At 72.4% G+C, this 22,575-nt stretch carries 20 protein-coding genes and 1 riboswitch; of the genes, 14 read left to right on the top strand and 6 right to left on the bottom strand.

Annotated features, from left to right (window positions below; translation table 11 throughout):
• On the top strand, nucleotides 1-488 hold a 488-nt coding region (locus tag NBZ83_RS15425; RefSeq protein WP_261575240.1), incomplete at its 5' end, for a DUF4232 domain-containing protein.
• Between the two features lie 25 nt (nucleotides 489-513).
• Here NBZ83_RS15425 and NBZ83_RS15420 read toward each other — a convergent pair.
• From NBZ83_RS15420 to metK, 4 genes are all read right to left on the bottom strand, one after another.
• On the bottom strand, nucleotides 514-1,149 hold the full coding sequence (locus tag NBZ83_RS15420; RefSeq protein WP_261567952.1) for a TetR/AcrR family transcriptional regulator: 636 nt from the start codon (nucleotides 1,147-1,149) through the stop codon (nucleotides 514-516).
• A 230-nt stretch (nucleotides 1,150-1,379) separates the two neighbouring features.
• The gene (locus tag NBZ83_RS15415) at nucleotides 1,380-2,573 is read right to left on the bottom strand and encodes a thiolase family protein (RefSeq protein WP_261567953.1); all 1,194 of its coding nucleotides are present in this window, start codon (nucleotides 2,571-2,573) and stop codon (nucleotides 1,380-1,382) included.
• Between the two features lie 409 nt (nucleotides 2,574-2,982).
• Nucleotides 2,983-3,582, bottom strand: coding sequence for a DUF309 domain-containing protein (locus tag NBZ83_RS15410; protein WP_261567954.1), 600 nt, complete (start codon nucleotides 3,580-3,582; stop codon nucleotides 2,983-2,985).
• 166 nt (nucleotides 3,583-3,748) lie between these two features.
• Nucleotides 3,749-4,957: a methionine adenosyltransferase gene (metK, locus tag NBZ83_RS15405; RefSeq protein ID WP_261567955.1), complete on the bottom strand. Its 1,209-nt coding sequence runs from the start codon at nucleotides 4,955-4,957 to the stop codon at nucleotides 3,749-3,751.
• A gap of 520 nt (nucleotides 4,958-5,477) precedes the next feature.
• Between metK and NBZ83_RS15400 the strand changes: the two genes are divergently transcribed.
• The 12 genes from NBZ83_RS15400 to NBZ83_RS15345 all read left to right on the top strand — a co-directional run bounded on the left by NBZ83_RS15400 (nucleotide 5,478) and on the right by NBZ83_RS15345 (nucleotide 18,718).
• Entirely contained in the window at nucleotides 5,478-5,609 is a 132-nt protein-coding gene (locus NBZ83_RS15400; RefSeq protein ID WP_261575239.1) for a hypothetical protein, read from the top strand.
• Between the two features lie 156 nt (nucleotides 5,610-5,765).
• Nucleotides 5,766-6,947, top strand: coding sequence for an LLM class flavin-dependent oxidoreductase (locus NBZ83_RS15395; protein WP_261575238.1), 1,182 nt, complete (start codon nucleotides 5,766-5,768; stop codon nucleotides 6,945-6,947).
• Between the two features lie 421 nt (nucleotides 6,948-7,368).
• A complete protein-coding gene (locus NBZ83_RS15390; RefSeq protein WP_261567958.1) occupies nucleotides 7,369-8,778 on the top strand; it encodes an amidohydrolase family protein in 1,410 nt (469 codons plus the stop codon).
• A 251-nt stretch (nucleotides 8,779-9,029) separates the two neighbouring features.
• The gene (locus NBZ83_RS15385) at nucleotides 9,030-9,386 is read left to right on the top strand and encodes a four-helix bundle copper-binding protein (RefSeq protein WP_261567960.1); all 357 of its coding nucleotides are present in this window, start codon (nucleotides 9,030-9,032) and stop codon (nucleotides 9,384-9,386) included.
• Between the two features lie 645 nt (nucleotides 9,387-10,031).
• A complete protein-coding gene (locus tag NBZ83_RS15380; protein WP_261575237.1) occupies nucleotides 10,032-10,562 on the top strand; it encodes an alpha/beta hydrolase in 531 nt (176 codons plus the stop codon).
• A gap of 217 nt (nucleotides 10,563-10,779) precedes the next feature.
• Entirely contained in the window at nucleotides 10,780-11,001 is a 222-nt protein-coding gene (locus tag NBZ83_RS15375; protein WP_261567963.1) for a hypothetical protein, read from the top strand.
• A gap of 197 nt (nucleotides 11,002-11,198) precedes the next feature.
• Nucleotides 11,199-11,345, top strand: a riboswitch (cyclic di-AMP (ydaO/yuaA leader).
• 468 nt (nucleotides 11,346-11,813) lie between these two features.
• Nucleotides 11,814-12,551: a peptidoglycan-binding protein gene (locus tag NBZ83_RS15370; protein ID WP_261567964.1), complete on the top strand. Its 738-nt coding sequence runs from the start codon at nucleotides 11,814-11,816 to the stop codon at nucleotides 12,549-12,551.
• 270 nt (nucleotides 12,552-12,821) lie between these two features.
• The gene (locus NBZ83_RS15365; RefSeq protein ID WP_261567965.1) at nucleotides 12,822-13,826 is read left to right on the top strand and encodes an AfsR/SARP family transcriptional regulator; all 1,005 of its coding nucleotides are present in this window, start codon (nucleotides 12,822-12,824) and stop codon (nucleotides 13,824-13,826) included.
• Between the two features lie 344 nt (nucleotides 13,827-14,170).
• The gene (locus tag NBZ83_RS15360) at nucleotides 14,171-15,913 is read left to right on the top strand and encodes an asparagine synthase-related protein (protein WP_261575236.1); all 1,743 of its coding nucleotides are present in this window, start codon (nucleotides 14,171-14,173) and stop codon (nucleotides 15,911-15,913) included.
• Nucleotides 15,914-15,996: 83 nt separating this feature from the next.
• On the top strand, nucleotides 15,997-16,329 hold the full coding sequence (locus NBZ83_RS15355; protein WP_261567968.1) for a lasso peptide biosynthesis PqqD family chaperone: 333 nt from the start codon (nucleotides 15,997-15,999) through the stop codon (nucleotides 16,327-16,329).
• Nucleotides 16,326-16,760: a lasso peptide biosynthesis B2 protein gene (locus NBZ83_RS15350; protein WP_261567989.1), complete on the top strand. Its 435-nt coding sequence runs from the start codon at nucleotides 16,326-16,328 to the stop codon at nucleotides 16,758-16,760. Before NBZ83_RS15355 ends, NBZ83_RS15350 begins: the two co-directional genes overlap by 4 nt.
• On the top strand, nucleotides 16,754-18,718 hold the full coding sequence (locus NBZ83_RS15345) for an ABC transporter ATP-binding protein (RefSeq protein ID WP_438803315.1): 1,965 nt from the start codon (nucleotides 16,754-16,756) through the stop codon (nucleotides 18,716-18,718). Before NBZ83_RS15350 ends, NBZ83_RS15345 begins: the two co-directional genes overlap by 7 nt.
• A 20-nt stretch (nucleotides 18,719-18,738) precedes the next feature.
• Here the strand turns inward: NBZ83_RS15345 and NBZ83_RS15340 are convergent, their stop codons facing one another.
• Nucleotides 18,739-20,184: an acyl-CoA synthetase gene (locus NBZ83_RS15340; RefSeq protein ID WP_261575235.1), complete on the bottom strand. Its 1,446-nt coding sequence runs from the start codon at nucleotides 20,182-20,184 to the stop codon at nucleotides 18,739-18,741.
• A gap of 149 nt (nucleotides 20,185-20,333) precedes the next feature.
• Here NBZ83_RS15340 and cbiE point away from each other — a divergent pair, with 149 nt between their 5' ends.
• Nucleotides 20,334-21,887, top strand: coding sequence for a precorrin-6y C5,15-methyltransferase (decarboxylating) subunit CbiE (gene cbiE, locus NBZ83_RS15335; protein ID WP_264763354.1), 1,554 nt, complete (start codon nucleotides 20,334-20,336; stop codon nucleotides 21,885-21,887).
• On the opposite strand, the gene NBZ83_RS15330 is transcribed toward cbiE, so the two are convergent.
• Nucleotides 21,888-22,575: FadR/GntR family transcriptional regulator (locus NBZ83_RS15330; RefSeq protein ID WP_261575233.1), on the bottom strand; the 688-nt coding region annotated here is incomplete at its 5' end.

The raw sequence follows: 22,575 nt of genomic DNA, 5'->3' as shown, positions 1-22,575 counted from the left end.
CTCCGGCGACGACCACCGCCACGCCGGCCTCGACGGTTCCGGCCGCGGGCGTCATCGCGCCGGCCGCCGGGCTGTGCCCCACCGCCCGGCTGGCGGTGCGCTCCGCCGACGGTGAGGGTGCGGCCGGCAGCACGTACGAGAACCTGGTGCTGACCAACACCGGCACGACGTCCTGCGCGGTGCGCGGTTTCCCCGGCGTCTCCTACCTCGACGCTGCGGGCCGTCAGGTCGGCGCGGCCGCGGTCCGGTCCGGGCCGGCGGGCTCGACGGTCCGGCTGGCTCCCGGCGCCTCGGCCATGGCGACTCTGCGCACCGTGCATCCCGGCATCCAGCAGGGCTGCACCGAACCGGGGCAGAGCACACCCGTCGCGGCGCTGCGGATCTTCCCGCCGTCGAACACGACGGCCCTGCGGCTGACGCTGCCCGGCATCTCGGCCTGCAGCAGTCCGACCGTGCAGCAGCTGTCCGTGACCGCCTTCACCCGCTGACCGCCGCCGGTCCCGATGGCGGCGGTCAGCCGACGGCGGGACCGGCGGCACCGACGGTGCTCAGGGCGATGTCGACATAGCGTCCACTGATCTCCACCGGGGTGAGGGGCCCGTCCGGGTGGTACCAGCCGGTGATCGAACGCAGCATGCCCAGCAGCGCCCGAGAGGTGTCCGCGGGGCTGGTCATCTGGAACATCCCGCTGCTGTTGCCGTCGACGAGGATGTCGAGCAGCAGGGTCTCGAGCTCCTTGCGCTTCGCGGCGTAGCCGCGGCGGTTCGCCGGCTCCAGGTAGCGTAGCTCGGAGTCGAGCACGGCCATGCGCACCCGGTGCGCCATGAACAGCGTCATCGACTCGACGAACGCGACGAAGCGGGCGCGGACAGGTGCGTCCTCGCCCACCTCGGCGAGCGCGGCGCGGGCCCGGCCGAGCGCGTCTTCGATCCCCAGGTCCAGCAGCGCCACGAGGATGCCCTGCTTGCTGGCGTAGTGGTAGTAGAGCGCGGGCACCGTGACGCCGGCTCGGCGCGCGATGTCGCGCACCGTCGTGCCGTGATACCCGTGCTCGTAGAGGGCGTCCATCGCACCCTGCAGGATCGGGGTGAGCTGAGGCGGGGCGAACTCGCGCCAGTTCGCCGCCTTCAGCACGGGTCCTGCCGTCACGATGGGCCTCCCGGACGTGGCTGGTCCTGTCCAGTGTGGACCGGGCGGTGCCGCGGATGGATCCGGACCACCTACGGGGAGTGCGATCCACCGCTTCGGCGCACCCGGGGCGATCGAGCTCCGGGCTGGTGCCGTCGACGGGCCAGGCCGCCGACGGCACCGCGTCACCCGCTGCGACCGTCGAAGGGTTCGAAGGTCAGAAGCGTTCGTGGGTCAGTGACGTTCGGAGGTCAGAGGCGTTCGATGATGGTGGCGTTGGCCATGCCGCCGCCCTCGCACATCGTCTGCAGGCCGTAACGGCCGCCGGTGGCCTCCAGATAGTTGAGCATGGTGGTCATCAGGCGGGCACCTGAGCCGCCCAGGGCGTGGCCGAGCGCGATCGCCCCGCCACGCGGGTTGAGCTTGGCCGGGTCGGCCCCGGTGTCACGGGCCCAGGCCAGGGGCACCGGCGCGAACGCCTCGTTGACCTCGAAGGCGTCGATGTCGTCGATGGACAGCCCGGAGCGCTGGAGGGCCTTGCGGGTCGCCGGGATGGGGGCGGTCAGCATGAGCAGCGGGTCGTCGCCGGCCAACGCGAAGGTGTGGAAGCGGGCCCGGGGCCGCAGGCCGAGTTCGTTGGCCTTCGTCTCGCTCATGATCAGCAGGGCGGAGGCGCCGTCGGTCAGCGGTGAGGAGTTGCCCGGGGTGATGCTCCAGGAGATCTCCGGGAAGCGGGCCGCCCACTCCTCGCTGTAGAAGGACGGCTTGAGCTGCTGCAGACCCTCGAAGGTGGTCGTGGGCCGGACGGTCTGGTCGGCGAGGTGCTGGGTCTTCGTGCCGTCCGGGAGGGTGATCTCCACCGGGACGATCTCGTTCGCGAAGTCGCCGGCCGCCGCGGAGGCCGCGGCGAGCTGGTGCGAGCGGGCGGAGAAGGCGTCGAGGTCCTCGCGGTTGAGCTTCCAGCGCGCGGCGATCAGTTCGGCGCCGATGCCCTGGTTGGCCAGGCCCTCCGGGTAGCGGGCGCGGAAACCCGGGCCGTTGGGGTCCTTGCCGATGACCGCGGCGCCCATCGGCACCCGGCTCATCGACTCCACTCCACTGGCGATGACGATGTCGTACGCCCCCGCGATGACGCCCTGCGCGGCGAAGTGGGCGGCCTGCTGGCTCGACCCGCACTGGCGGTCGATGGTCGTGGCGGGCACCGACTCGGGGAAGCCCGCGGACAGCAGGGCGGTGCGACCGATGTTCAGCGACTGCTCGCCGACCTGGCCGACACAGCCCGCGATCACGTCGTCGACCAGCGCGGGGTCGAGGTCGTTGCGTGTGACCAACGCCTTGAGCACGGTGGCCAGCAGCTCCACCGGGTGGGTCTCGGACAGTGCCCCACCGGGCTTGCCGCGACCCGACGCCGTCCGGACCGCATCGACGATGACTGCGTTTTCCATGGGATCTCCCTCGTCACCAGCGTGGCAGACCGATCCGCCACCCTGTCCGTGCCGCCCACCTGATGTCCAGCATTCGCGCCGATGTCTAGCGCTCGCTAAGTAGACCATCGCACGGACCACGCTGACGTGTGCGGTCCTGCCACCGGCCGGCCGGGCCTGCGCCGGGTGGGTGGTTGCCGTGTTCTGCTTCGCGACCGTTCGAGCTGACGCTACGAGACTGCTTCTGCTGCCTCAACAGACAGATTGGATTGACAATTCCATATCTCGTGGCGCGGCGCGACCGACCGACCGGCGGCCGGCGGCGGTCGGCCCGGTGGTCCGGGGGAAACATGGGTCGCTCGCGGGTCCAGGGCTGCTGTCCCGGGGACGCCGAGATGGGGACCGCGGCGTGTCTACACCGCCAGGGATGTCAGCGGACCAGTCGCGGCGGACGGCCGACGAGGGTGCCGGGGGACTCGTTCCCGCCGAACTGATGGTCGGCCGAGGCAGCCGGCCCGGCCGTGACGCAGGGCGGTCGCGAATCCGCACGCCCGACGGTGGCCACGCGGTCGGCGATCCACCCGCGCAGGCCGGCGACGTCCACGTCGTGCGGCGGGTACTCGGCATAGGGCGCCAGGTTGGCCGAGGCGCGGCCCAGCACGGCCACGCCGCCGCGGACGTTGCCGCGGGCCAGGTGGGTGACTCCGACGGCGAGCTGGGTCAGCCCGCGCCACAGGTTACGTTCGACGTCGCCCGCGGACTTCCAGGCCACCTCGAGCACCTCGTGCGCCTGGAAGGGATGGCCGGTGTCCAGCAGATGCTGGGCGGCGGCGAGTGCGGCCCGCGGCGGCAGCGAGGTCGGCAGCTCCAGTGGCGGCACTCCGGCCACCCCGGGCGGCAGGAAACGACCGAGCGCGTCGCGGGGCCGTTCGGCGGTCTGGGCTACCGGGTCGGGATGCTCGTCCCGGCCTGGACGGTGGCGCGGGAGCTCACCGCCGTCGGGGTGCCCGGGGTCTCTGGAAGTGGTCATCCCGGCCAGTGTGACCAGCAGGTCGGGGGCTTGTCCTGCGCTGCGGCGCCGGGTGGCCGGTCTGGGCGCGCGTCGGTGCCCCGACCGGCCACCATCGCGACGGACCGCGGGTCCCCGGTGCCCGCGGGATCACGGCGGGCACCGGGGGAGGGGCCGGCGTTGCGGCTCAGCGGCCGGCGGCGGCGCGCAGCGCGTCGGCGCGGTCGGTGCGCTCCCAGGTGAAGTCGGGTAGCGGCCGGCCGAAATGCCCGTAGGCCGCGGTCTGGCGGTAGATCGGCCGCAGCAGGTCGAGGTCGCGGATGATCGCAGCGGGCCGCAGGTCGAAAACCTCGGTGACAGCCCGGGTGATCTCGGCCACCGGCAGCGTCTCGGTGCCGAAGGTCTCGACGAACAGGCCCACCGGCTCGGCCTTCCCGATCGCGTAGGCGACCTGGAGCTCCGCCCGGCGGGCCAGGCCGGCCGCGACGACGTTCTTGGCGACCCAGCGCAGCGCGTAGGCGGCCGACCGGTCGACCTTGGACGGGTCCTTGCCGGAGAAGGCGCCACCGCCGTGACGGGCGTACCCGCCGTAGGTGTCGATAATGATCTTTCGGCCGGTCAGACCCGCATCGCCGATCGGCCCGCCGATCTCGAACCGGCCGGTCGGGTTGACCAGCAACCGGTAGCCGTCCACCTCCAGGCCGAGGTTCTCCTCCGCCAGCCGCTTGAGCTCGGGCGTGATGACCTGGTCGCGGATATCGGGGATGAGGCGGGTCGCGAGGTCGACGTCCGCGGCATGGTGCGCCGAGACCACGACGGTGTCCAGCCGCACCGGCCGGTCGTCGTCGTCGTACTCGATCGTCACCTGAGTCTTGCCGTCCGGGCGCAGGTAGGGCAGCACGCCCTCGTGACGGACCTGGGACAGCCGCTGGGCGAGCCGGTGCGCCAGGGTGATCGGCAGCGGGAGCAGGTCGGGCGTCTCGTCGCTGGCGTAGCCGAACATGATTCCCTGATCGCCGGCGCCCTGCTGGGCGAGCAGATCCTCGCCGCCCTCGACCCGGGCCTCGTAGGCCCTGTCGACGCCCTGGGCGATGTCGGGGGACTGCGCGCCGATCGAGACCAGCACGCCGACGGTGGCCCCGTCGAAGCCGGTCGCGGCGTCGTAGCCGATCTCGGTGAGCGTGCGTCGCACCACCGAGGTCACATCCACATGGGCGGAGCTGGTGACCTCGCCGGCCACGTGGACGTGACCCGTGGTCAGCAGGGTCTCGACCGCGACCCGGGAGGTCGGGTCGGCGGCCAGGTAGGCGTCGAGCAGAGCGTCGCTGATCTGATCGGCCAACTTGTCGGGATGACCCTCGGTTACGGACTCCGAAGTGAACAGGCGGCGGGACATACGGGACCTCGTTTCGATGCGTCGGGAGATAGGGGCCGGGCCGCCCGGAATGCTGGGCGGCGACGGCATCCGGCGCGGCCTGGCGGCAAGCCGGGACCATCTGGCGTGGCGGAGAGGGACTCGGCTGGTCTGGCGGACCCCGGGGCGCCGCATCCGGCCGGCGCTGGATGGTCGGGACGCGGGGCCGGCGCCGCGCGCCGCGAGAGAGTCCGCACGGAGGAACGGAGCTGGCGGACTCACACGGCGATGATCACCAGACGCCTCGCGACATCGGCGGGGCGGCCGGGCGCTGACGGATCCCAGAAGTGTGCTGAGTGCGCTGAGCGCGCGAGGACGCCGCGCGGCTCAGCGCGCAGTACAGATGGCGGAGCTCACGAGGGCGAAGTCGACGTGACCACGCGTGACGAGGACGGCCGAGCGCTGCACGTAATGATCCCATCACGGGCGCCGGGTCGACGTCAACAGCGCCGGGCCGCGGGCGCGCCTTGTCTCACCGCGGCCGCCATGCCAGAGTGAGATCATGGCGGGCTTGGACGACTTCGTGTCCCGGGCCGCGGCCGGCCGGCCCGCGGTGATGGTGCGCCGCCGGGTCCCGCTCGTGCGCCGGCGGGCGGTCGACTTCATGCGGGTCGCCAGTCGTCTCTGTCGTTGACCTGTCGCTGGTTCCTGGCGTCGTGCCGCCGTGTGGCCGCCGCGTGGGGTGCAGCGGCTGGCGTCCGTCGCGTTCTTACTCACTGTCAGGTGGCGTCCCGCCCCGTGGATCGGTCGTCCTCGTCGGACCGGGTCGCCGCGCGGAGGTGGCGTGCTCATGTCCCAGGCCGATCGCGTGTCCCAGGCCGGGCGCGTGCCGCTGTCCGTGCTCGATCTGTCGCCCCGGTCGCAGGGCGCGTCCGCGGGCGACGCGTTGCGCAACACCCTCGACCTCGCCCGGCGTACCGAGAAGTTCGGCTACCACCGGTACTGGCTCGCCGAGCATCATCTGGTGCCCGGTGTCGTCTCCTCGGCGCCGGCGGTGGTCATCGCGCTCGTGGCCGATGCGACGACCCGGATCCGGGTCGGCTCGGGAGCGGTCCAGATGGGTCATCACACGGCGGTGACCGTCGCGGAGGAATTCGGCACCCTCGCCCAGATCCATCCGGCCCGGATCGATCTCGGGCTTGGGCGTCCCGCCGTCGACCGGCTGTTCGCCGCGGCGAACGGCAGTGGCCAGCCGCCCGGATCCGACCAGCCCGCCGCCGCGTCCGCTCCCGCCGCGTCCGCTCCCGCCGCGACTGTCATCGACGGGCTGTTGTTGCCGGCGCCGCCCCGGATGCGGGTGAACGCCGAACGGTTGCGCCGCCAGTTCGCGCTCGTCGGCTACCGGCCGGGCGCCGAGGACGAGTATGGCCAGCAGGTCCGCGACATTCAGGCGTTCCTACGGGGCGACTACCGGACCGCCGAGGGCGAGCACCTGACGGTGCCGGCTGCGGAGGGGGCCGACCTGCAGATCTGGGTCCTCGGCTCCAGCGCGGGCGCGAGCGCCCGAACGGCCGGCGAGCTGGGCCTGCCGTTCGTCGCGAACTACCACGTCGCGCCGGCCTCGGTGCTCGAGGCCGTGCGGGCCTACCGGGACGCCTTCGTTCCGTCGGCGACCTTCGACCGGCCCTACGTGATGGTCTCGGCGGACGTGGTCGTCGGCCCGGATGACGACACGGCCGCCGAGCTCGCCTCGCCCTACGGGCTGTGGGTGCTGAGCATCCGGTCCGGGGAGGGGGCCCGCCCCTTCCCGAGCCCGGCCGAGGCGGCGGCCCACCGGTGGACCCCGGAGGAACGCGCCCTCGTCGCCGACCGGGTCGAGACCCAGTTCGTCGGCGGTCCCGCCACCGTCGTGCGCAAGCTGGAAACGTTGCGCAACGTCACCGGGGCGGACGAGTTGATCATCACAACGATCGCGCATGACCACGCGGATCGGGTGCGCTCGTATGAGCTGCTCGCCGGGGAATGGCAGTGATTGCCCGGGAGTGGCCGAGCCTGGGCTCGGGGCCGGCATCCCTTTGCGTCGGTCCTGATCACTGGCTACCGTGGACCTCGGTGAGTCACGCCGGGAGCGGCGACATCCGCGGGTGAATGTCCGGCCCGCGCGGGTGACGGTGGAGGAGGCCTCGTGTTCGGCGGACGGTCTGGGATCGCGGCGGCGCCGCGCCCTCGGCCCGGCGCCGGAATGCACGAGCTCACGCACCGTCGGCACATCGACACCTGCCGGGTCAGTGCGACCGCCTGTCCCCGCTGACGTCCCCAGCCTCCCTGACCTTCCCGCGCCACGGATGTGACGGCGCCCGTCCCTCGGGCCGTGCCGTCGCCGGACCGGAGCTCGGAGCCGACCGGTGACCCGGGGCGGAAGGTCGTCGACACCGGCAGGAATGGCGTTGGTCATGACCAGTCCCCTTGCATCATCCGAACAGCCCGGGCCCCCCGGCCGGCCCGGGCCCGCGGAAACCAGCTTCACGCTGCGTGCGGCGCACGTCCTCGACGCGACCGGCCGATTCGGTGAGCCACTTGACGTCGCGGTGCGCGATGGCGTCGTGCGGGCCGTCGGGCCCCGTCTCGGCCTCGACCGGGACGCTGTCGACATCGACGCCCGCGACCTGTGGCTGATGCCCGGGGTCGTTGACTGCCACGCGCATGTGACCCAGTCGACCTACGACCAGTTCGAGCTGGTGACGGCCCCGCTGTCCGCACGCTACCTGCAGACGGCGGACGCGCTGCGGGCGTCGTTGCAGGGCGGTGTCACCTATCTGCGCGACGCCGGCGGCGCCGACGCGGGTATCCGCGACGCGCTCGTGGCGGGCAGCGTGCCGGGCCCGCGGCTCGCGGTCTGCATCGTCGCGCTGAGCCGCTCCGGGCGCCACGGTGACGGGGGCATCCTCGGCCCCGGGTTGGAGTCCGCCGACGATGTCCTCGGCCCCGACTATCCCGGGCGGCCGCCGCACTCGGTCGTCGAGGCGGGTGGCCTGCCCGCCGCCGTGCGTGGCGTGCTGCGGGCCGGAGCCGACTGGGTGATGATCTATGCCAGCGGTGGGGTGATGTCCACCCGTCCGGGCAGTCCGGACTTCCAGTTCGGCCAGCCGGAACTGGCCGCCGCGGTCGCCGAGGCGACCCGTTACCGCCGGCCGGTGATGATGCACGCCCTCGGCGAGCGGGCGGTCGTGGCGGCGGTCGCCGCCGGCGCGCGTTCCGTCGAGCACGGCCTCGGGCTGAGTGAACGTGCTGCTGCGGCGATGGCTGTCCGCGGTGTGACGTTGGTGCCGACCCTGACGCCCTACCGTGACCTGGCCGCGCTGGCGGGCACCGGCGTGCTGCCGGGCTGGGCGGTGGAGCGCGCCGAGGCGAGCGCCACCTCGCTTGCCGAGACGATCGCCGTGGCCCGCGCGGCGGGGGTGCCCATCGCACTGGGCAGCGACGCCCGGCACCGCACCCGCCACGGCGCGAACCTCGCCGAGATCAGCCAGCTGCGGCGGGCGGGGCTCACGGCGCCCGAGGCGTTGCTCGCGGCAACCGCCACCGGGGCGAGGCTGTGTGGGGTGGGGGACCAGCTGGGGCGGATCGCCGTCGGCTACACGTTCGACGCGATCCTGCTCGACGAGGACCCGGCGGACCTGCGGCTCTTTGAACAGCCGGGCGCGGTCGGCGGTGTCTTCCTCGGTGGCCGCCCGATGCTGGCGCATCCGCGGCTGCCCGCCTCGATGACGGGTCCGGCGACAGCGCCCACGCGCCCGGTGCCGAACGCTGTCGATCGGGCGGCGGCCGGCCGGGTGCTCCCGTCGGGGCCCGCCACCGGCTGACCGGTGTGCCGCTCCGCCGGGATCGGTCTGCAATCATCCACCTCCACCCGGCGCCGCGGCCGTCTTCCCCGAAATACTTTCTCCGTGGTTTTCTGGTCATTTCCGAATCGTGCCGCGGCGGCTGCCCATCGAGATGCGGATCTGCTTGCGAAAGCTATCGTCGGAGGAGCCCGGTCGGACGGGAACACCTGTCTGGCCGTGGGTTTCCCGGTATGGCGGACAAGCCGCCGACCGTACCTCGGAGGTTTCTGATGCAGCACACCGAGATGATCAATGAGAACATGCGGAAGGCCATTGATGAGTGTATGTCGTGCTCGGCCCTGTGCGAGGAGACCATCTCCTACTGCATGGACATGCCCGGCACGATGATGGATGCCGCGAACCTGCGGCTTATGATGGACTGTGCGGCGGTCACCAGGACCTGCGCCGACCTCATGTGCCGGATGTCGCCGTTCCACAGCGAGATGTGTGCCATGTGTGCACGGGTCTGCGGCGCCTGCGCGGAGATGTGCGAGAAGATGCCGCGCGACGACCAGCTCGCCCGTCTTGCCCGGGCCTGCCGGGCCTGCATGGACAGCTGCAACGCGATGGTGGGTGCCGCTGCCTGAGCTGGCTGCGGGCCCGCCGCCGTTCTGCGGTGTTCGCGTTCCGCGGCTGTCCGGCCGCTCCCGCCAGCGCCGCGTGACGTCCATGTACCTGCATGTCCGTGGGGCTCTATCCGCCGCGGAGGTCGGAGTCCGCCTCGAGCACGCAACGCGGCGGACTCCGGCGACCGGCGGAAATATCCAGGAAACTAGGGTTAATCGTGTTGACATGCGTTCGGGGTGCGGCCAGAATTTCGACCATGCCTCGTCCGGCTCGACGGCCGTCCACTCTGGTCATCCGTGGCCACATCGACTTTCTGCGTGTCGCCTCCGCGGTCTGTCCGGTTCGGGTGTCTCGCTAGCCCTTCCCGCCGGCGCGTCGCCGTCGTTCCAGGCACCTCGCACGCGCTCTGCCACCGCACCTCATCGCTGCCGCACCCACCGCCATTCGGCCTGGCTGCGCCGATCGGTTTTCCCGTGGCTTTCGCGTGCCCTCTTTCTTCGTGCTGGCGCGTGTTGTCATCCGCGTCCGGACGGCTCTGATCGGAGCATGTCATGTCCATTCCGCTCTCCCCACTCCCCTCCCATCCGCGTCCACGCGGCTACGTTGGTGGTCCTGGTTCCCGCTACTGGCCGAGTGGTGATACCACCCGGCGCGCGGGGGCCACTGTGGTCCTTCTTCCCGGCCGCGGGGAATCCGCTGAGATTTTCGAGAACCTGGCCTTCAGGCTGGCTCTCGATGGCTATCAGGTGACCTTTCTCGACCATGGTCAGGACACGGTCCTCGCCCTTGGCGAGGCGCGCGAGCCGGACCTGCCGTTCGTTCTGCTCGGTTCGGACAGCGGCGCCCTGCGCGCACTTGTCGGCGCCGCGTCGCCCGCCGTCCGCCCGGATGCGCTCATCCTGGTGGACCTGCCGCTGCTGCACCGCCCGGTCGCCGGTGAGCATCCCGGCGAGCCGATCCCGCGATCGCTTCCGGACCTCCCCATCCTGCTGCTGCACGGCGAGGACGATCCGGTGACGCCATTTCCGCTCGTTCGCATGGCGACGCGGACCGCCCGCCGGGCGAGGCTCGCGGCCCTTCCCGGTGGCCGGGGCGTGCTGTCCGGCTCGGGGCGTCGCGCGGCCGGCGCGCACATCCTGCTCTTCCTGGAAGGCCTTCGGACACCACGGCTGGCCTCCGCTGCGCGGTCGGCCTAGCCAGCCCGACCGGGCAGCCCCTTCACGTCGACCGTCGCCCTCGTTGACCCGGACGTCGAGGTAGCCGAAGGCGCCGCGCCATCCGACGGTGATCTCGCACGAGCGTGGCCGCAGCGGCTGCCCCGCACCGCCCCCGCGAGGAGGGCGGTGTGCAGGGGGCTGCGCCAGATGTCTCTTCCGCAGGGATGAATCGGACGCCGAACCCTGTGGAAGAGACATGGAGGCGCTCTCCCGCGCATCCGCCGCTGACGCACGCGCCGCCGCCGCCGCCCGTTGCGCGGTCGTCCCGAGCGGGCTCGTGGTGGTCAGCCCGCAGATCGTGCCGCCGCCGATGCCGTGCGTGGACCTGTCCGCGATCTCGGGCTCTACCACCGCCGCCGACATCGGCGGTCTCCCGCCTCGGTCGCACGAATCGGGTCGCACCGCCAACAATCGGTGATCCTTCTCAGGACCTGAAGATTCGGTCGATCTCCGAGAGTTGCGTTGTTGCAGCGCTATGCACGCAACGTGATGAGCGTGCGCCGAAATTCGTACAGAACTAGTACTTGTCATTACGGTACGTAGTTCGCTACGGTTGCCGGGCACTAGTTACCCCGGGTCGACGCCGAGTTCTGCCCACGGTCCGGGGTCCCTCCGAGACAGCTTGGGCAGAAGCGGGGGAACCATGTTCCGCCGGGCGGCCCCGTCACGGCCGCCCTCGGGGTTAAGTCGCCTCCACGGAGACGACCGGGCTTCCCGGCCCGAACCCGACAGCTAACCTCGCAGGCGTACGGGAAGGATTCTTACGTTGCCTGTGCATCGGGAACGCGCGGCCAGGGCCTGGCTGATCGCCCTGCCGACCTGTGCTTTCTGCGACGCGCCCTCGCCACGACGGGCGCCGTTCTCGCCCTGACGCAGCCGCGAGAACGTGCCACCGGCCGGCGCCCTGCCGGTCGACCATGTGCACGCATGACATCACCGACCCACCTGGCGGACCGCACGGGTCGCCGTCGGCGGTCGACTGCGATCCCCGGACCGTCCACATCGGGCGGCCAGGCGTGATGCGGTCATCGCGCTGAGCGGGCCGGAACTCTCACCCAATCTCGAAGCTCCTTTCGTCGATCGTTCGCGCGACTCGGACGGATGCTGTTTCAAAATCGGATAGTCCGTGCTGCCCATATTTTGCGAATGAGAACCGCTCCCCTCTGCTGAGCGGTAGCCATCGCCGATTCAAAACCTGTGTTCGACGACACCGAAATGAGATGTCAAAGAATGGCTAAGGGAAAGCATCGGAAGCGGCCTACCCGGCACCGCGGCGCCGTCATCGCCGCCGCCGGCGTGATCGGTGCCGGAGCCAGCATGCTCGCCACCGCGAGCCCGGCGAGTGCCGCCACCGGCACGGTCTCGGACGTGCAGATCGCCAGCGCGGCGGCGAACGCGGGTCTCGCCGGCTGCCGTGGCGTCCCGCTGTCCACCTGGGTCGCGGTCGCTCTCGGCGAGTCAGGCGGCAACACCTTCGCCCACGCCACGGTCGGTGAGGACTCGCGCGGGCTTTGGCAGATCAACATGCGTGCGCACGCCGGCTGGGTGGGTAGCCGCAACCTCTACGATCCCGCCACCAACGCCTGGGCGGCGAAGCGGGTCTGCGAAAGCCAGGGCGTCACGGCCTGGAGCGCGTACACCTACGGCAGGTACAACCAGTTCCTGGGGCGCGGCCAGGCCGCGGCGGCGGCCGTCTCCGGCGGCATCAGCGTCCGTAGCATCTCCTATGCCGCGTCCGCTCCGGCGGTCGCGCCTGCGCCCGGGTATCCGTCACTTGCCAGCGGGCTGGGCTACCGACAGGACGTGCAGCAGATTCAGCGGAAGCTGGCCGACCTCGGTTACCCGATCAGCGTCGACGGCCAGTTCGGTTACCAGACGAACCACATGGTCAAGGACTACCAGCTCAAGCACGGTCTGCTGGTGGACGGCGTGGTCGGGCCCCAGACCCGGGCCCGCCTCGGCATCTGACAGATCTCGATCTGTGCGGCGCCGCCGGGTGGAGTCGCAGCCCACCCGGCGGCGGTGCCGTCTCGGGCGCCAGACGGCCGTCGCATCGCCACGATCCGTCGCATCGCGCAGGACGCCATCTCCTGAGCGGCCGTCGCACACCGGCGGGGTAAGAGGACTATCGCCGGTCGAGCGGGGTATTTCCTGCACCGGCCCAGGCGGGCCGTCGGCCCCTGGGCAAAGGTGCAACGGGGTCCGATCAACGAGGATCTCCGACCGACGAGGATCATCATGGTCGACGAGCTCGGAATCGTTTCGGGCCCGATCGTCCGTCCCGGCATCCGGACTCCCGGCGAAGCAGATCATGGCTTCCGGTGGCCCGGCGCGGTGGCGGCCGGGCCCGGGTCGGGTGTGGTGTTTGCCGTGCTCGGCCCGCTGGAGGTCTGGCGCGGGCCGGGGGAGCGCGTCCGCATCGACCAACGCAAGAAGCGGGCGCTTCTGCTCACGCTGCTGCTGCACGCCGGGCGGTGGACCTCGGTGGAGGAGATGCGTCTGGCGCTCTGGCAGGACGACGCACCCAGATCGGCGTTCGGCAACATCAAGACCTACCTGTCCGAGCTGCGGCACACGCTGCCCACGGCGGCCGGGGATCCGGCGGTGCCGGCATCGATCAGGGCGGTGAGCCCGCGGGCTACGGTCCTTCGCCGCCCGGCCGGCCCAGGTCGCATCGAAAGCCGCCCGGGGGAGTACCGCCTGGTCGTCGAGCCCGATGAGATCGACATAGTCCGTTTCGAGCAGGCAGCCGCACGCGGCTGCGTCGCGGCCCGCGCAGGGATGCCTGCCCAGGCCGCCGAGCTGCTCGAGCAGGCGCTCGGCTGGTGGCGCGGAAACGCGTTCGACGAGTTGCCGGCCGAGGTCGGTGGCGCCGAAAGCCTCCGTCTGGAGGAGGCCCGGTGGACGGCCCGGGAGGCGCTGATCGACGCGCGCATCGCACTCGGTGAGCATGACCAGGTGCTACCGGCGCTGCGTGCGCTCACTGTGGAGTACCCGACCCGGGAGCGCCTGTGGGCGCAACTGCTGGTCGCGTTGGAACGCAGCGGTCGCCGGGCCGAGGCGCTGCACGAGTACCGCGACCTCTATCAGCGGTTGGTGACGGAGCTTGGGATCGAGCCCGGCGCGGAACTGCGCCGCGTGCACCAGCAGGTCCTGGACCCGGATCGCGGCTGGTCGCGATCGTCTGCAAAGCGGCCGTCCTCGGAGCGGCCGGGCACGCCGGCACCGCTGAACCGGCAGTGAACCACCCGCGGGAATTCCCACTGGGGGACCTTGCCTCCTCCTGTCCGTAAGGCGGAGCAATGCGAACGTAGGGAGCACCCATGACGGCGACCTGTGGATCCCAGCACCTGGCGGCCGGCGGCCGGTTCGGCGGGGCGACCCGGGGCCGGCAAGGCCGTCACGGCGGTGGGGGATCCGTCCCCGGCGGGTTCCTCCGCTGAGCGGCCGGGGTTGCGGTGACGACGCCCATCACCACCCGCCGGCTTGGCCGCGGCGACGCCCGGCGAGCGCCGTCCCGGCCGAGCTGTTGGTTCGTCGCCTTCGCGGACCGGGAACCGGTGACACTGCCTGCCGGGATCCGCAGAGTGCTCAGACACGCCTCGGGGCGGCCGTGGATCGTCGGCGACTGGCCCGATGAAGCGGTGGTCAGCGCGGCGACCGGTCAGGCTCGGATAGCGCTGGTCGGTTGCGCCGCGACGAATCCCACCCAGCTCCTGCGGCTGCTCCTGGCCGCGCGGGACGTGCACTCCCTCGACATCGCGCGTGTCGTGGCCGGCGACTATCACGTCATCGCCGAGATCAATGGGAAGCGCAGGCTCCAGGGCAGCCCGACCGGCACACGGCGGATCTTCACCGCGATTGTGGGGGGGCAGCACGTCGCCGCGGATCGCGCCGATGTTCTCGCCGAACTGACCGGCGGCGGACTGAACCGGACGGCGCTGGCGTTGGCCCTGCTTACCCCCTGCCCGCCGCACCCGCTCGACGACGTCGTTGCGTGGGAGTCGGTCGAGGCCGTGCCACCCGACCACTACCTGTTCGCGGACCGTGATGGACGGGTCGAGCTGATGCGCTGGTGGCGGCAGCCGGCAGCGGCGCGTTCGCGGGCCGAGGGCGCACCGATCCTGCGCGCGGCCCTCGCCGAGGCGGTGGCCGTGCGGGTGGCGGCGGGGCGCACGGTCAGTGCGGATCTGTCCGGCGGGCTGGATTCGATCTCGGTGTGCTGCCTGGCGGCCCGCGGCCCGGCGGACATCGTCGCCGTCACCGGGATCGCCCGGGGTGCCGATGGCGACGATCCGCACCGGGTGGCCCGGGCGGTCGCCTCGCTGCCCGGCGTCGCCCGGGAAATCGTGCCCGCACGGGAGCTCCCGCTTGTCTTCGACGGCCTCGCCTGCGCCGGTGAGCCGCTCGACCATCCCTTCGCCGGCGTCGTCGACCGGGCGAGGCTGCGCGCGGGACTAGAGCGGGTCGCCCTCTACGGTCCGCGACTGCACCTGACGGGTTCCGGCGGCGAGGAAGTCGCCGGGGGTACGCCGAACTACCTGCCTCGGCTGGCTCGCCGGCAGCCCTGGACCGCGATGCGGCACCTGAGCGGCTACCACGCCCGCCGGGGCTGGCCGTGGGGCGCGAGCCTGCGGATGATGCGCCGTCGGGACTATCCCGACTGCTTGGGCGACATGGCCCGAACCCTCCAGCAGGCTGCGCGTGGGGGGAGCCCGACGCGGCACGGACCACCCGACGTGACGGCGCTGGACTGGACGCTGCCGCCGATCGTCCCGGTCTGGCTGACCCGCGTCGCCCTGGGGCTCATCGCCGAAGCCTTCGGCGACGCGGCTCGCCGAGCCAGCCCCCTGGCACCGACGCGCGACGGACACGGCGACCTGTTCGCGATCCGCACCGCCGCGTCCGCTTTCCGGCTGCTCGACCAGGTCGCGGCCCCGGTCGGCCCGCCGCTGAGCGCGCCGTTTCTCGACGATCGGGTCGTCCGCGCCGCACTCGCCGTTCGGCCGGAGGAGCGCACCTCTCCGTGGCAGGACAGGCCGCTGCTCAAGGAGGCGATGCGGCAGGTGGTGCCGGTGAACTGCGGGTGCCGGGAGACCAGAGCGGACGCCGACGCCGAGCAGAACCGGGGGCTGCGGGCGAACCGCGGCGTCCTGATGGGGCTGTGCGACGACTCGCCGCTGGCCGAGCTCGGGCTCATCGAACCGGACGCGCTGCGGGATGCGTGCCGGCGAGGCGCCGATGCGGACCGCCGGCCAGAGACCGGGACCCTGCAGGCGACCTTCGCGGCCGACGCATGGCTGCGTACCCTCGCCGGTCGCCGCGGCTGAGCGCGGGCGGGCGGTGGGAGGCCGGCGACTGCATCCACGGCGAGGGAGATCTGCTGACGATCGACGGACCAGCAGGAGTGGACATGGTGATGTTGCGATCCGACGTGGTGCGGGCGCCGACCGAATACGGCGCCGTGCTGTTGCACACCGACGATGGGCGGTACTGGACGCTCAACCCCTCGGGTGATCTGGTGCTCCGCGTGATGCTGGCCGGGGGAGACGTCGCGGCCGCGGTGCGGGAGTTGTGCGCGACGAGAGAAGTCGATCCGCAGGTCGCGCGCCGCGACGTCGAGGGCCTGCTGGCCCAGCTCGCCGATGTCGGCCTGATCGAGCCGCAGTCCGAGGCCAGCCGGTCACCCGAGGCCGCGGCCGAATGCCCCGGCCGCCACGTAGACAGGTCGGAGGCACGGTGGTGACGGCGCCGATGGTCGTCGAACCGTCGACGGTCCTGCTGCGCCCCGGTCGACGGTTGGGGGCGATGGTCGCGGTCGGGGCCGCGCGGCTGCTCGCGACCCAGCCGCCCGCGCGCATCCGTCGTGTGCTCGCCCGGCTGGGTTCCGGCGCCCGGCCGGCGAAATACACCAGCGCACTCGCCGCCCGCCGGGCGGTGATGGCCGTGAGCCCCACGTGTCGGGGGGAGCGGGGTTGCGTGCCTCGCTCGATCGCCACCACCCTGCTGTGCCGGATGACGGGCAGCATGCCGACCTGGTGCGTCGGGGTGCGCACCGTCGCGCCGTTTGCCGCGCATGCGTGGGTCGAGGCCGACGGTGTGATCGTCGGGGAGCCGATGCCGCCCGGCTATCTGCGGGCGCTGTTCGCCGTCGGGCCGGGGACCGCGCCGTGGTGAGGGGTCTGGCTGAGCTCTGGGCGTTGTTGCGGGGGCATCGACGGCCCGTGATGATCGCCACGGTGCTGACCGTGATCGGCACCGGTGTCGGGGTGCTCCAGCCACTTCTCGTGATGAGAGTGATCGACACCGCGCAGGCGGGCGGCATCCCGTTGTGGCTGGTCGGGGCGCTTCTGGGCCTGTTCGTGGGTCAGGCGATCATCGACACCATCGGACATTACCTACTGGAACGAGCCGGTCAGGGGATCCTGCTCAGCCTGCGCCGACGGCTGATCGGCCATCTGCTTGCGTTGCGAGTGCACATTTTCGACACCCGCCGGATCGGGGATCTCATCTCGCGGGCGAACACGGACACCACCGTGGTGCGGGAGGCGGTGGCCTACAGCTTCACCTCGGTGATCACCAACCTGATCGGGGTGATCGGCGCCGTCGCCCTGATGGTCTACCTCAATCTCTGGCTGTTCCTGCTCGTCCTCGCGGTGGTCGCCGTGGCCGGGGTGGTGGTCCTCAGCGCGCTGTCCCGCATCCGCGCGGTGTCCGAGCAGGGGCAGGCCAGCGTCGGGGGCATGACCGCGGACCTGGAACGAGCCCTGGTCGCCATCCGCACCGTGCGGGCGAACCGGGCCGAGCTCCGCGAGACCGAGCGGATCGGCGATCACGCCGCCGATGCCTACCAGGCGGGCCTGCGGATGGCGAAGCTGGACTCGGTCATCGCTCCCGCCATGCAGCTGGCCGTGCAGGGCAGCGTCCTGGTCGTCCTGCTGGCCGGTGGTGTGCTGGTGGCCCGGGGTTCGGTCTCACTCGGCAGCCTCGTCGCCTTCCTCCTCTATGCGACCTACCTGGTCATGCCGTTGTCTGCGCTCATCGAGTCCGCGGCGACGATCCAGCGGGGTCTCGGCGCGCTCTCGCGGGTCAACGCCGTGTTCGCGCTGCCGCGGGAGGACGACGACAGCGTGGCCCCGGCCGAACGAGTAGGCGGGGGAGAACGGCTCGCTGCGGCCGCGACACCGGCGCCGACACCGACACCGCCGACGCCGACGCCGACGCCGACACCGGCGGCGGGTGACGGCGACCGATCGGCGGCGATCGAGCTACGAGACGTGCGATTCGCCTACACCGCGACGCCTGTGCTGCGTGGAGTGTCGTTCCAGGTGCCGAGGCGGGGCCACATCGCGCTGGTCGGCGCCTCGGGAGCAGGCAAGTCGACCGTTCTCGAACTTGTCGAGCGGTTCTACGATCCGGCTGAGGGCCTGATCCTCTTCGCCGGCCGCGACGTCCGTTCCATTTCCCGTAGTAGCGCCCGGACCTGGGTGAACCTGGTCGAACAGAACACACCGGTGTTGCACGGCACGCTGCGGGACAACATCGTCTACGCGATGCCGGACGCGGGCGAGGACGAGATCGCGCAGGTGGTGGCGACGGCGGGGCTGCGGGATCTCGTCGACCGGCTGCCGGACGGGCTGCACACCCCGGTCGGCGATCACGGCGTGTTGCTCTCCGGTGGGGAGCGACAGCGGGTGGCGATCGCCCGGGCGCTGCTGCCGCGCCCCGCCGTGCTGCTGCTGGACGAGCCGACGTCCCAGCTCGACGCGGTCAACGAACGCGCGCTCACCCTGGCGATGCGTCGGATCGCCGCCGAGCGCGCCCTGCTCGTCATCGCCCACCGCATCTCCACGGTCCGTGCCGCCGACCGCATCGTCGTGCTGGACGAGGGACGGGTGATCGCGGAGGGCACCCACGACGAGTTGATGGCGACCAGCGCGTTCTACCGGAGGCTCGCCACAGCCCCACCGGCGCGGCCCCGGGCAACGGCGCAGGAGCGACCTGCGCGGGACGAGCAGCCGCCGACGGGTCCGTTCGGACCGCCGCCGGGGGGCGGCGACGGCCTGGTGGGCCCCCTCGGCCCGTCAGGGCGCCGTCGAGCGGGACGTGCGGGGCGTCGCGCCACCGTGGGGTGATCATCCCGTCGCCGGGGGAGTCAGGGAGTCAGGGCGGACTTGCGGACCTTGCCCATCGGGTTGCGGGGCAGCTCGGAGACGAAGTGGATCTCCCGCGGTCGTTTGTGGACGGACAGCTCCCGGGCCACGAAGTCGGTGAGGTCGACCGCGGCCGCTCGGCTGCTCCTTCCACCGCCGATCAGGTCGGGGGCGACGACGAAGGCGGCGATCCGCTGCCCGAGGTCGTCGTCGGGAAGGCCGACGACGGCCGCCTCCCGTACCTGCGGATGTGCCAGCAACGCGGCCTCCACCTCACCCGCGCCGATGCGGTAGCCCCCGGACTTGATCAGATCCGTCGACCGTCGTCCGACGATGCGGTGGTGCCCGTCCGGCGCGATCACCGCCGCGTCTCCGGTACGGAACCAGCCGTCGGCCGTGAAGGAGGCGTCGGTGACGTCCGGGCGGCCCAGGTAGCCCCCGAACAAGGTCGGCCCCTGGATCTGCAACTCGCCGATGCTCTGCCCGTCGGCCGGCAGCGGAGCACCGGTCTCGTCGTCGACGAGCCTGGTCCGCACGTCCTTCAACGCCGCGCCGACCCAGCCGGCGCGGCGTTCGCCGTCGGCGCGGCTGCTCGTCGTGATCAGAGTTTCGGTCATCCCGTAGCGCTCGATGGGCGCCGAGCCGGTGAGCGCGGCGAGCCGGGCGAGGATCGGCGCCGGCAGGGCCGCGCTTCCGGAGACAAGCAACCGGGCCGCGGCCAGGGCCCGCGCGCTGTCCGGATCGTCGCAGACCCGGGACCAGACCGTCGGCACGCCGAAGTACAGGCTTCCACCGGCGGCCGCATACGCGGTCGGGGTCGGCCGGACGGTGTGGACCAGCCGGCTGCCGACCCGCAGCGCGCCGAGGACACCCAGGACGAGGCCGTGCACGTGGAACAGCGGCAGCCCGTGCACGAGGGTGTCGTCCGGGGTCCAGGCCCAGGCCTCGGCGAGGGCGTCGAGGTCGGCGGCGATGGCCGCGGCCGGCACCATGACGCCCTTCGGCGCCCCGGTCGTGCCGGAGGTGTAGAGGATGAGTGCCGTCTGGTCCGGACGCCGCTGGCCGCCCGTCGTCTCCCCCGGCAGCTCCCCCGGCGACGCGGTGCGGGCGGCGGGATCGACAGGCACCGTCGGGACCGGCAGATCCTCCCAGTCCGGGGAGCCGAGCAGCAGCTCGGCGCGCGAGTCCCGCAGGATGTGGCCGCGTTCGCGCGGACCGGAATCCGGTGGAACCGGGACCGCGGGCACCCCGGCGAGCAGGCAGCCGACAATGGAGACGACGGTGGCCATGGAGGCCTCGGCGTGCACCGCGACCGCCCCGGCCCCCGCGACGCGCCCGGCAACGGTCGCCGCCGCACCCATCAGCTCGGCCCGGGACAGAACCACCTCGCCGACCTGCACGGCGGGAGCATCGTGATCGACGTCCAGGGATGGGAACAGCAGCGTCACGTCCGGATCCTCTCGCCGCGTCGACCTGCCCCCACGACGGTACGGGCTACCGCGATCGCGGAACTCACGGTTCGCCAACCTGCCTGGTGCCCGAGCCACGGCCGGTGCTGATCCGGCGCCCGTCACAGGCATTCGTCGGCCGGTCGGCCATGGGCCTGTGGCCCCCCGCGGGACTACGCTGGCGCGCTGTGCCAGGTCCCGCCCCACTGCCAGGTCCCGCCCCACTGCCAGGTCCCGCGACTGCGGCCGCGGAGCCTTCGTCCGCCTCGACGATCGCCGACCCGCGCGCGCCCTCACGGGTCACCGTCGTCGGCGTGGGCGCGGACGGCTGGAGCGGCCTGTCCTCGGTGGCGCGCGAGGCTGTCTGCGCGGCGGATGTGCTCTTCGGGGCGCAGCGACAGCTCGATCTCATCCCGGACCGGGCCGCCGGGCGCCCGATCGGGGCGCGTCGGGTGCCCTGGCCTTCGCCGCTGCTGCCAGCCCTCGCCGGCATGCTGGCGGAGCATGGCGTCGCGGTGGTCGAGACAGACGGCGCCGATGCCGGCAGCGACGTCTGCGTCCTCGCCAGCGGCGATCCGATGTTCTACGGGATCGGCACCACACTCGTCCGCCTCCTGGGGGCGGATCGGGTGCGGGTGCTGCCCCATCCGTCGTCGGTGTCCCTGGCCTGTGCGAGGCTGGGGTGGGCCGTGGACGGGGTCGACGTCGTGAGCGCGGTGGGCCGCCCCTTGGCTCAGGTCCACGCCGCGCTCGCGCCGCATCGCCGCCTGCTGGTGCTCAGCGCCGACGGGACCACGCCCCTCGAGCTCGCCGATCTGCTGGTCGACCGCGGTTACGGCGGGAGTCCGATGACGGTGTTGGAGCGGCTCGGCGCGGCCGACGAGGCTCGACAGCAGGCCCCGGCCCGAGACTGGGCGGCCGCGTCCGCCGTCTGGCAGGCCACCGCGACGCGCGGCCCAGACGGTCCGCGGGGCAGCACAGCCAACGGCACAGCCAACGGCACGGGTGACGGCGCGGCGGGGCCGAGCAGCGCCCGGATCGTCTCCCCGCTTCGCCCGCCGGCGGATCTCAACGTGGTCGCCGTCGAGCCGCTGCCCGCGCCGGGGGCCGCGCACCGGCCGCGCACCCCCGGGTTGCCCGACGACGCCTTCGAACACGACGGTCAGATCACCAAACGCGAGGTCCGGGCGGTGACCCTGGCCAGCCTCGGCCCTGTCCCCGGCGAGCTGCTCTGGGATGTGGGGGCGGGTTCCGGCAGCATCGCCATCGAGTGGATGCGTGCCCATGCCAGCTGCCGGGCGATCGCCATCGAGCCCCGGGCCGATCGAGCGGAGCGCATCCGGCGCAACGCGACGGCGTTGGGGGTGCCGGCGCTACGCGTCGTCACGGGCCACGCCCCACAGGCCCTGGCGGGCCTGCCTGCGCCCGACGCGGTCTTCGTCGGCGGCGGTGCCACGGCCGTCGGGCTGCTCGAAGCCTGCTGGGCGGCGTTGGCAGGGCGCGGCAGGCTCGTGGTCAACGCGGTGACGCTCGAGTCCGAGGCGGTGCTCGCGGCCTGGTACGCGCGGCGAGGTGGGGAGCTGACCCGCCTGTCGGTCAGCCGGGCGTCACCGGTCGGCGGCTTTACCGGGTGGCGGGCGGCGATGCCGGTGACCCAGTGGACGGTCTGGCCGGGTGACCACGCCGCTGACGGCGGCCGTTGATCAGCCGAGCAGGTCCAGGACGCAGCGGTCGGCCGGACCCCCGGGTATCGCATGGTCGGGGGCGGCCAGATGCTGCCGCCAGTGCCGGTCGGCGCCCGCCGCGTCACCGATCTCGACGAGGTCGACAAGGGCGGCATGGATCTGGCGGGTGGCACCGGCGCTCAGCCGGTTGTCCACCGCCCGGTCGATGGCCGTCGCCGCGGGCGATGCGTCGGGGCCCGCGGCGGCGAGGGCATGACCATGCTGGGCGTTGGTCAGCTCGACGAGATGTTGCAGCATGCCGGTGACCACCGACAGGGACTTGTTGCCGGTGAGCTCGACGACGGCCAGGTGGAACGCCGCCTGCGCCGCCGCGAGTGCCGTGGGGTCGTCGACGACCTCGTCGGCCTCGGCGAGGATGCCGCGCAGGACCGACACGTCCACCGCGTCGTGCCGTTCGGCGAGCAGCGCCGCGCACGGCGGCTCGATGATGGCGCTGGCCTGGTGGACGTCGCCCAGGGTGGCCCCGCGATGTTCGAGGACGAGGCCGGCGTAGCGGGCGGCGACCGTTGGACTTGGGAGGTGGACCCGTGCGCCGCCGTGAGCTCCGCGGCGCACCGAGATCAGCGCCTCCGCCTCGAGGACGCGGAAGGCTTCGCGCAGAGTGGGGCGGGATACGCCGAACTGCGTCATCAGGGTGGGTTCGGGC

The organism is Frankia gtarii (genome assembly GCF_025403375.1).
Taxonomy (GTDB): Bacteria; Actinomycetota; Actinomycetes; order Frankiales; family Frankiaceae; genus Frankia; species Frankia gtarii.
The sequence above is the reverse complement of the archived record's forward strand: the minus strand, read 5'-3'. Positions and strand labels throughout refer to the sequence as shown.

Coding starts and splice junctions, on each gene's coding strand:
- NBZ83_RS15415 (WP_261567953.1), bottom strand. CDS start 2,573: ATGGAAAACGCAGTCATCGTCGATGCGGTCCGGACGGCGTCGGGTCGC.
- NBZ83_RS15410 (WP_261567954.1), bottom strand. CDS start 3,582: ATGACCACTTCCAGAGACCCCGGGCACCCCGACGGCGGTGAGCTCCCG.
- metK (WP_261567955.1), bottom strand. CDS start 4,957: ATGTCCCGCCGCCTGTTCACTTCGGAGTCCGTAACCGAGGGTCATCCC.
- NBZ83_RS15400 (WP_261575239.1), top strand. CDS start 5,478: ATGGCGGGCTTGGACGACTTCGTGTCCCGGGCCGCGGCCGGCCGGCCC.
- NBZ83_RS15395 (WP_261575238.1), top strand. CDS start 5,766: ATGTCCCAGGCCGATCGCGTGTCCCAGGCCGGGCGCGTGCCGCTGTCC.
- NBZ83_RS15390 (WP_261567958.1), top strand. CDS start 7,369: ATGACCAGTCCCCTTGCATCATCCGAACAGCCCGGGCCCCCCGGCCGG.
- NBZ83_RS15385 (WP_261567960.1), top strand. CDS start 9,030: ATGCAGCACACCGAGATGATCAATGAGAACATGCGGAAGGCCATTGAT.
- NBZ83_RS15375 (WP_261567963.1), top strand. CDS start 10,780: ATGGAGGCGCTCTCCCGCGCATCCGCCGCTGACGCACGCGCCGCCGCC.
- NBZ83_RS15370 (WP_261567964.1), top strand. CDS start 11,814: ATGGCTAAGGGAAAGCATCGGAAGCGGCCTACCCGGCACCGCGGCGCC.
- NBZ83_RS15365 (WP_261567965.1), top strand. CDS start 12,822: ATGGTCGACGAGCTCGGAATCGTTTCGGGCCCGATCGTCCGTCCCGGC.
- NBZ83_RS15355 (WP_261567968.1), top strand. CDS start 15,997: ATGGTGATGTTGCGATCCGACGTGGTGCGGGCGCCGACCGAATACGGC.
- cbiE (WP_264763354.1), top strand. CDS start 20,334: ATGGGCCTGTGGCCCCCCGCGGGACTACGCTGGCGCGCTGTGCCAGGT.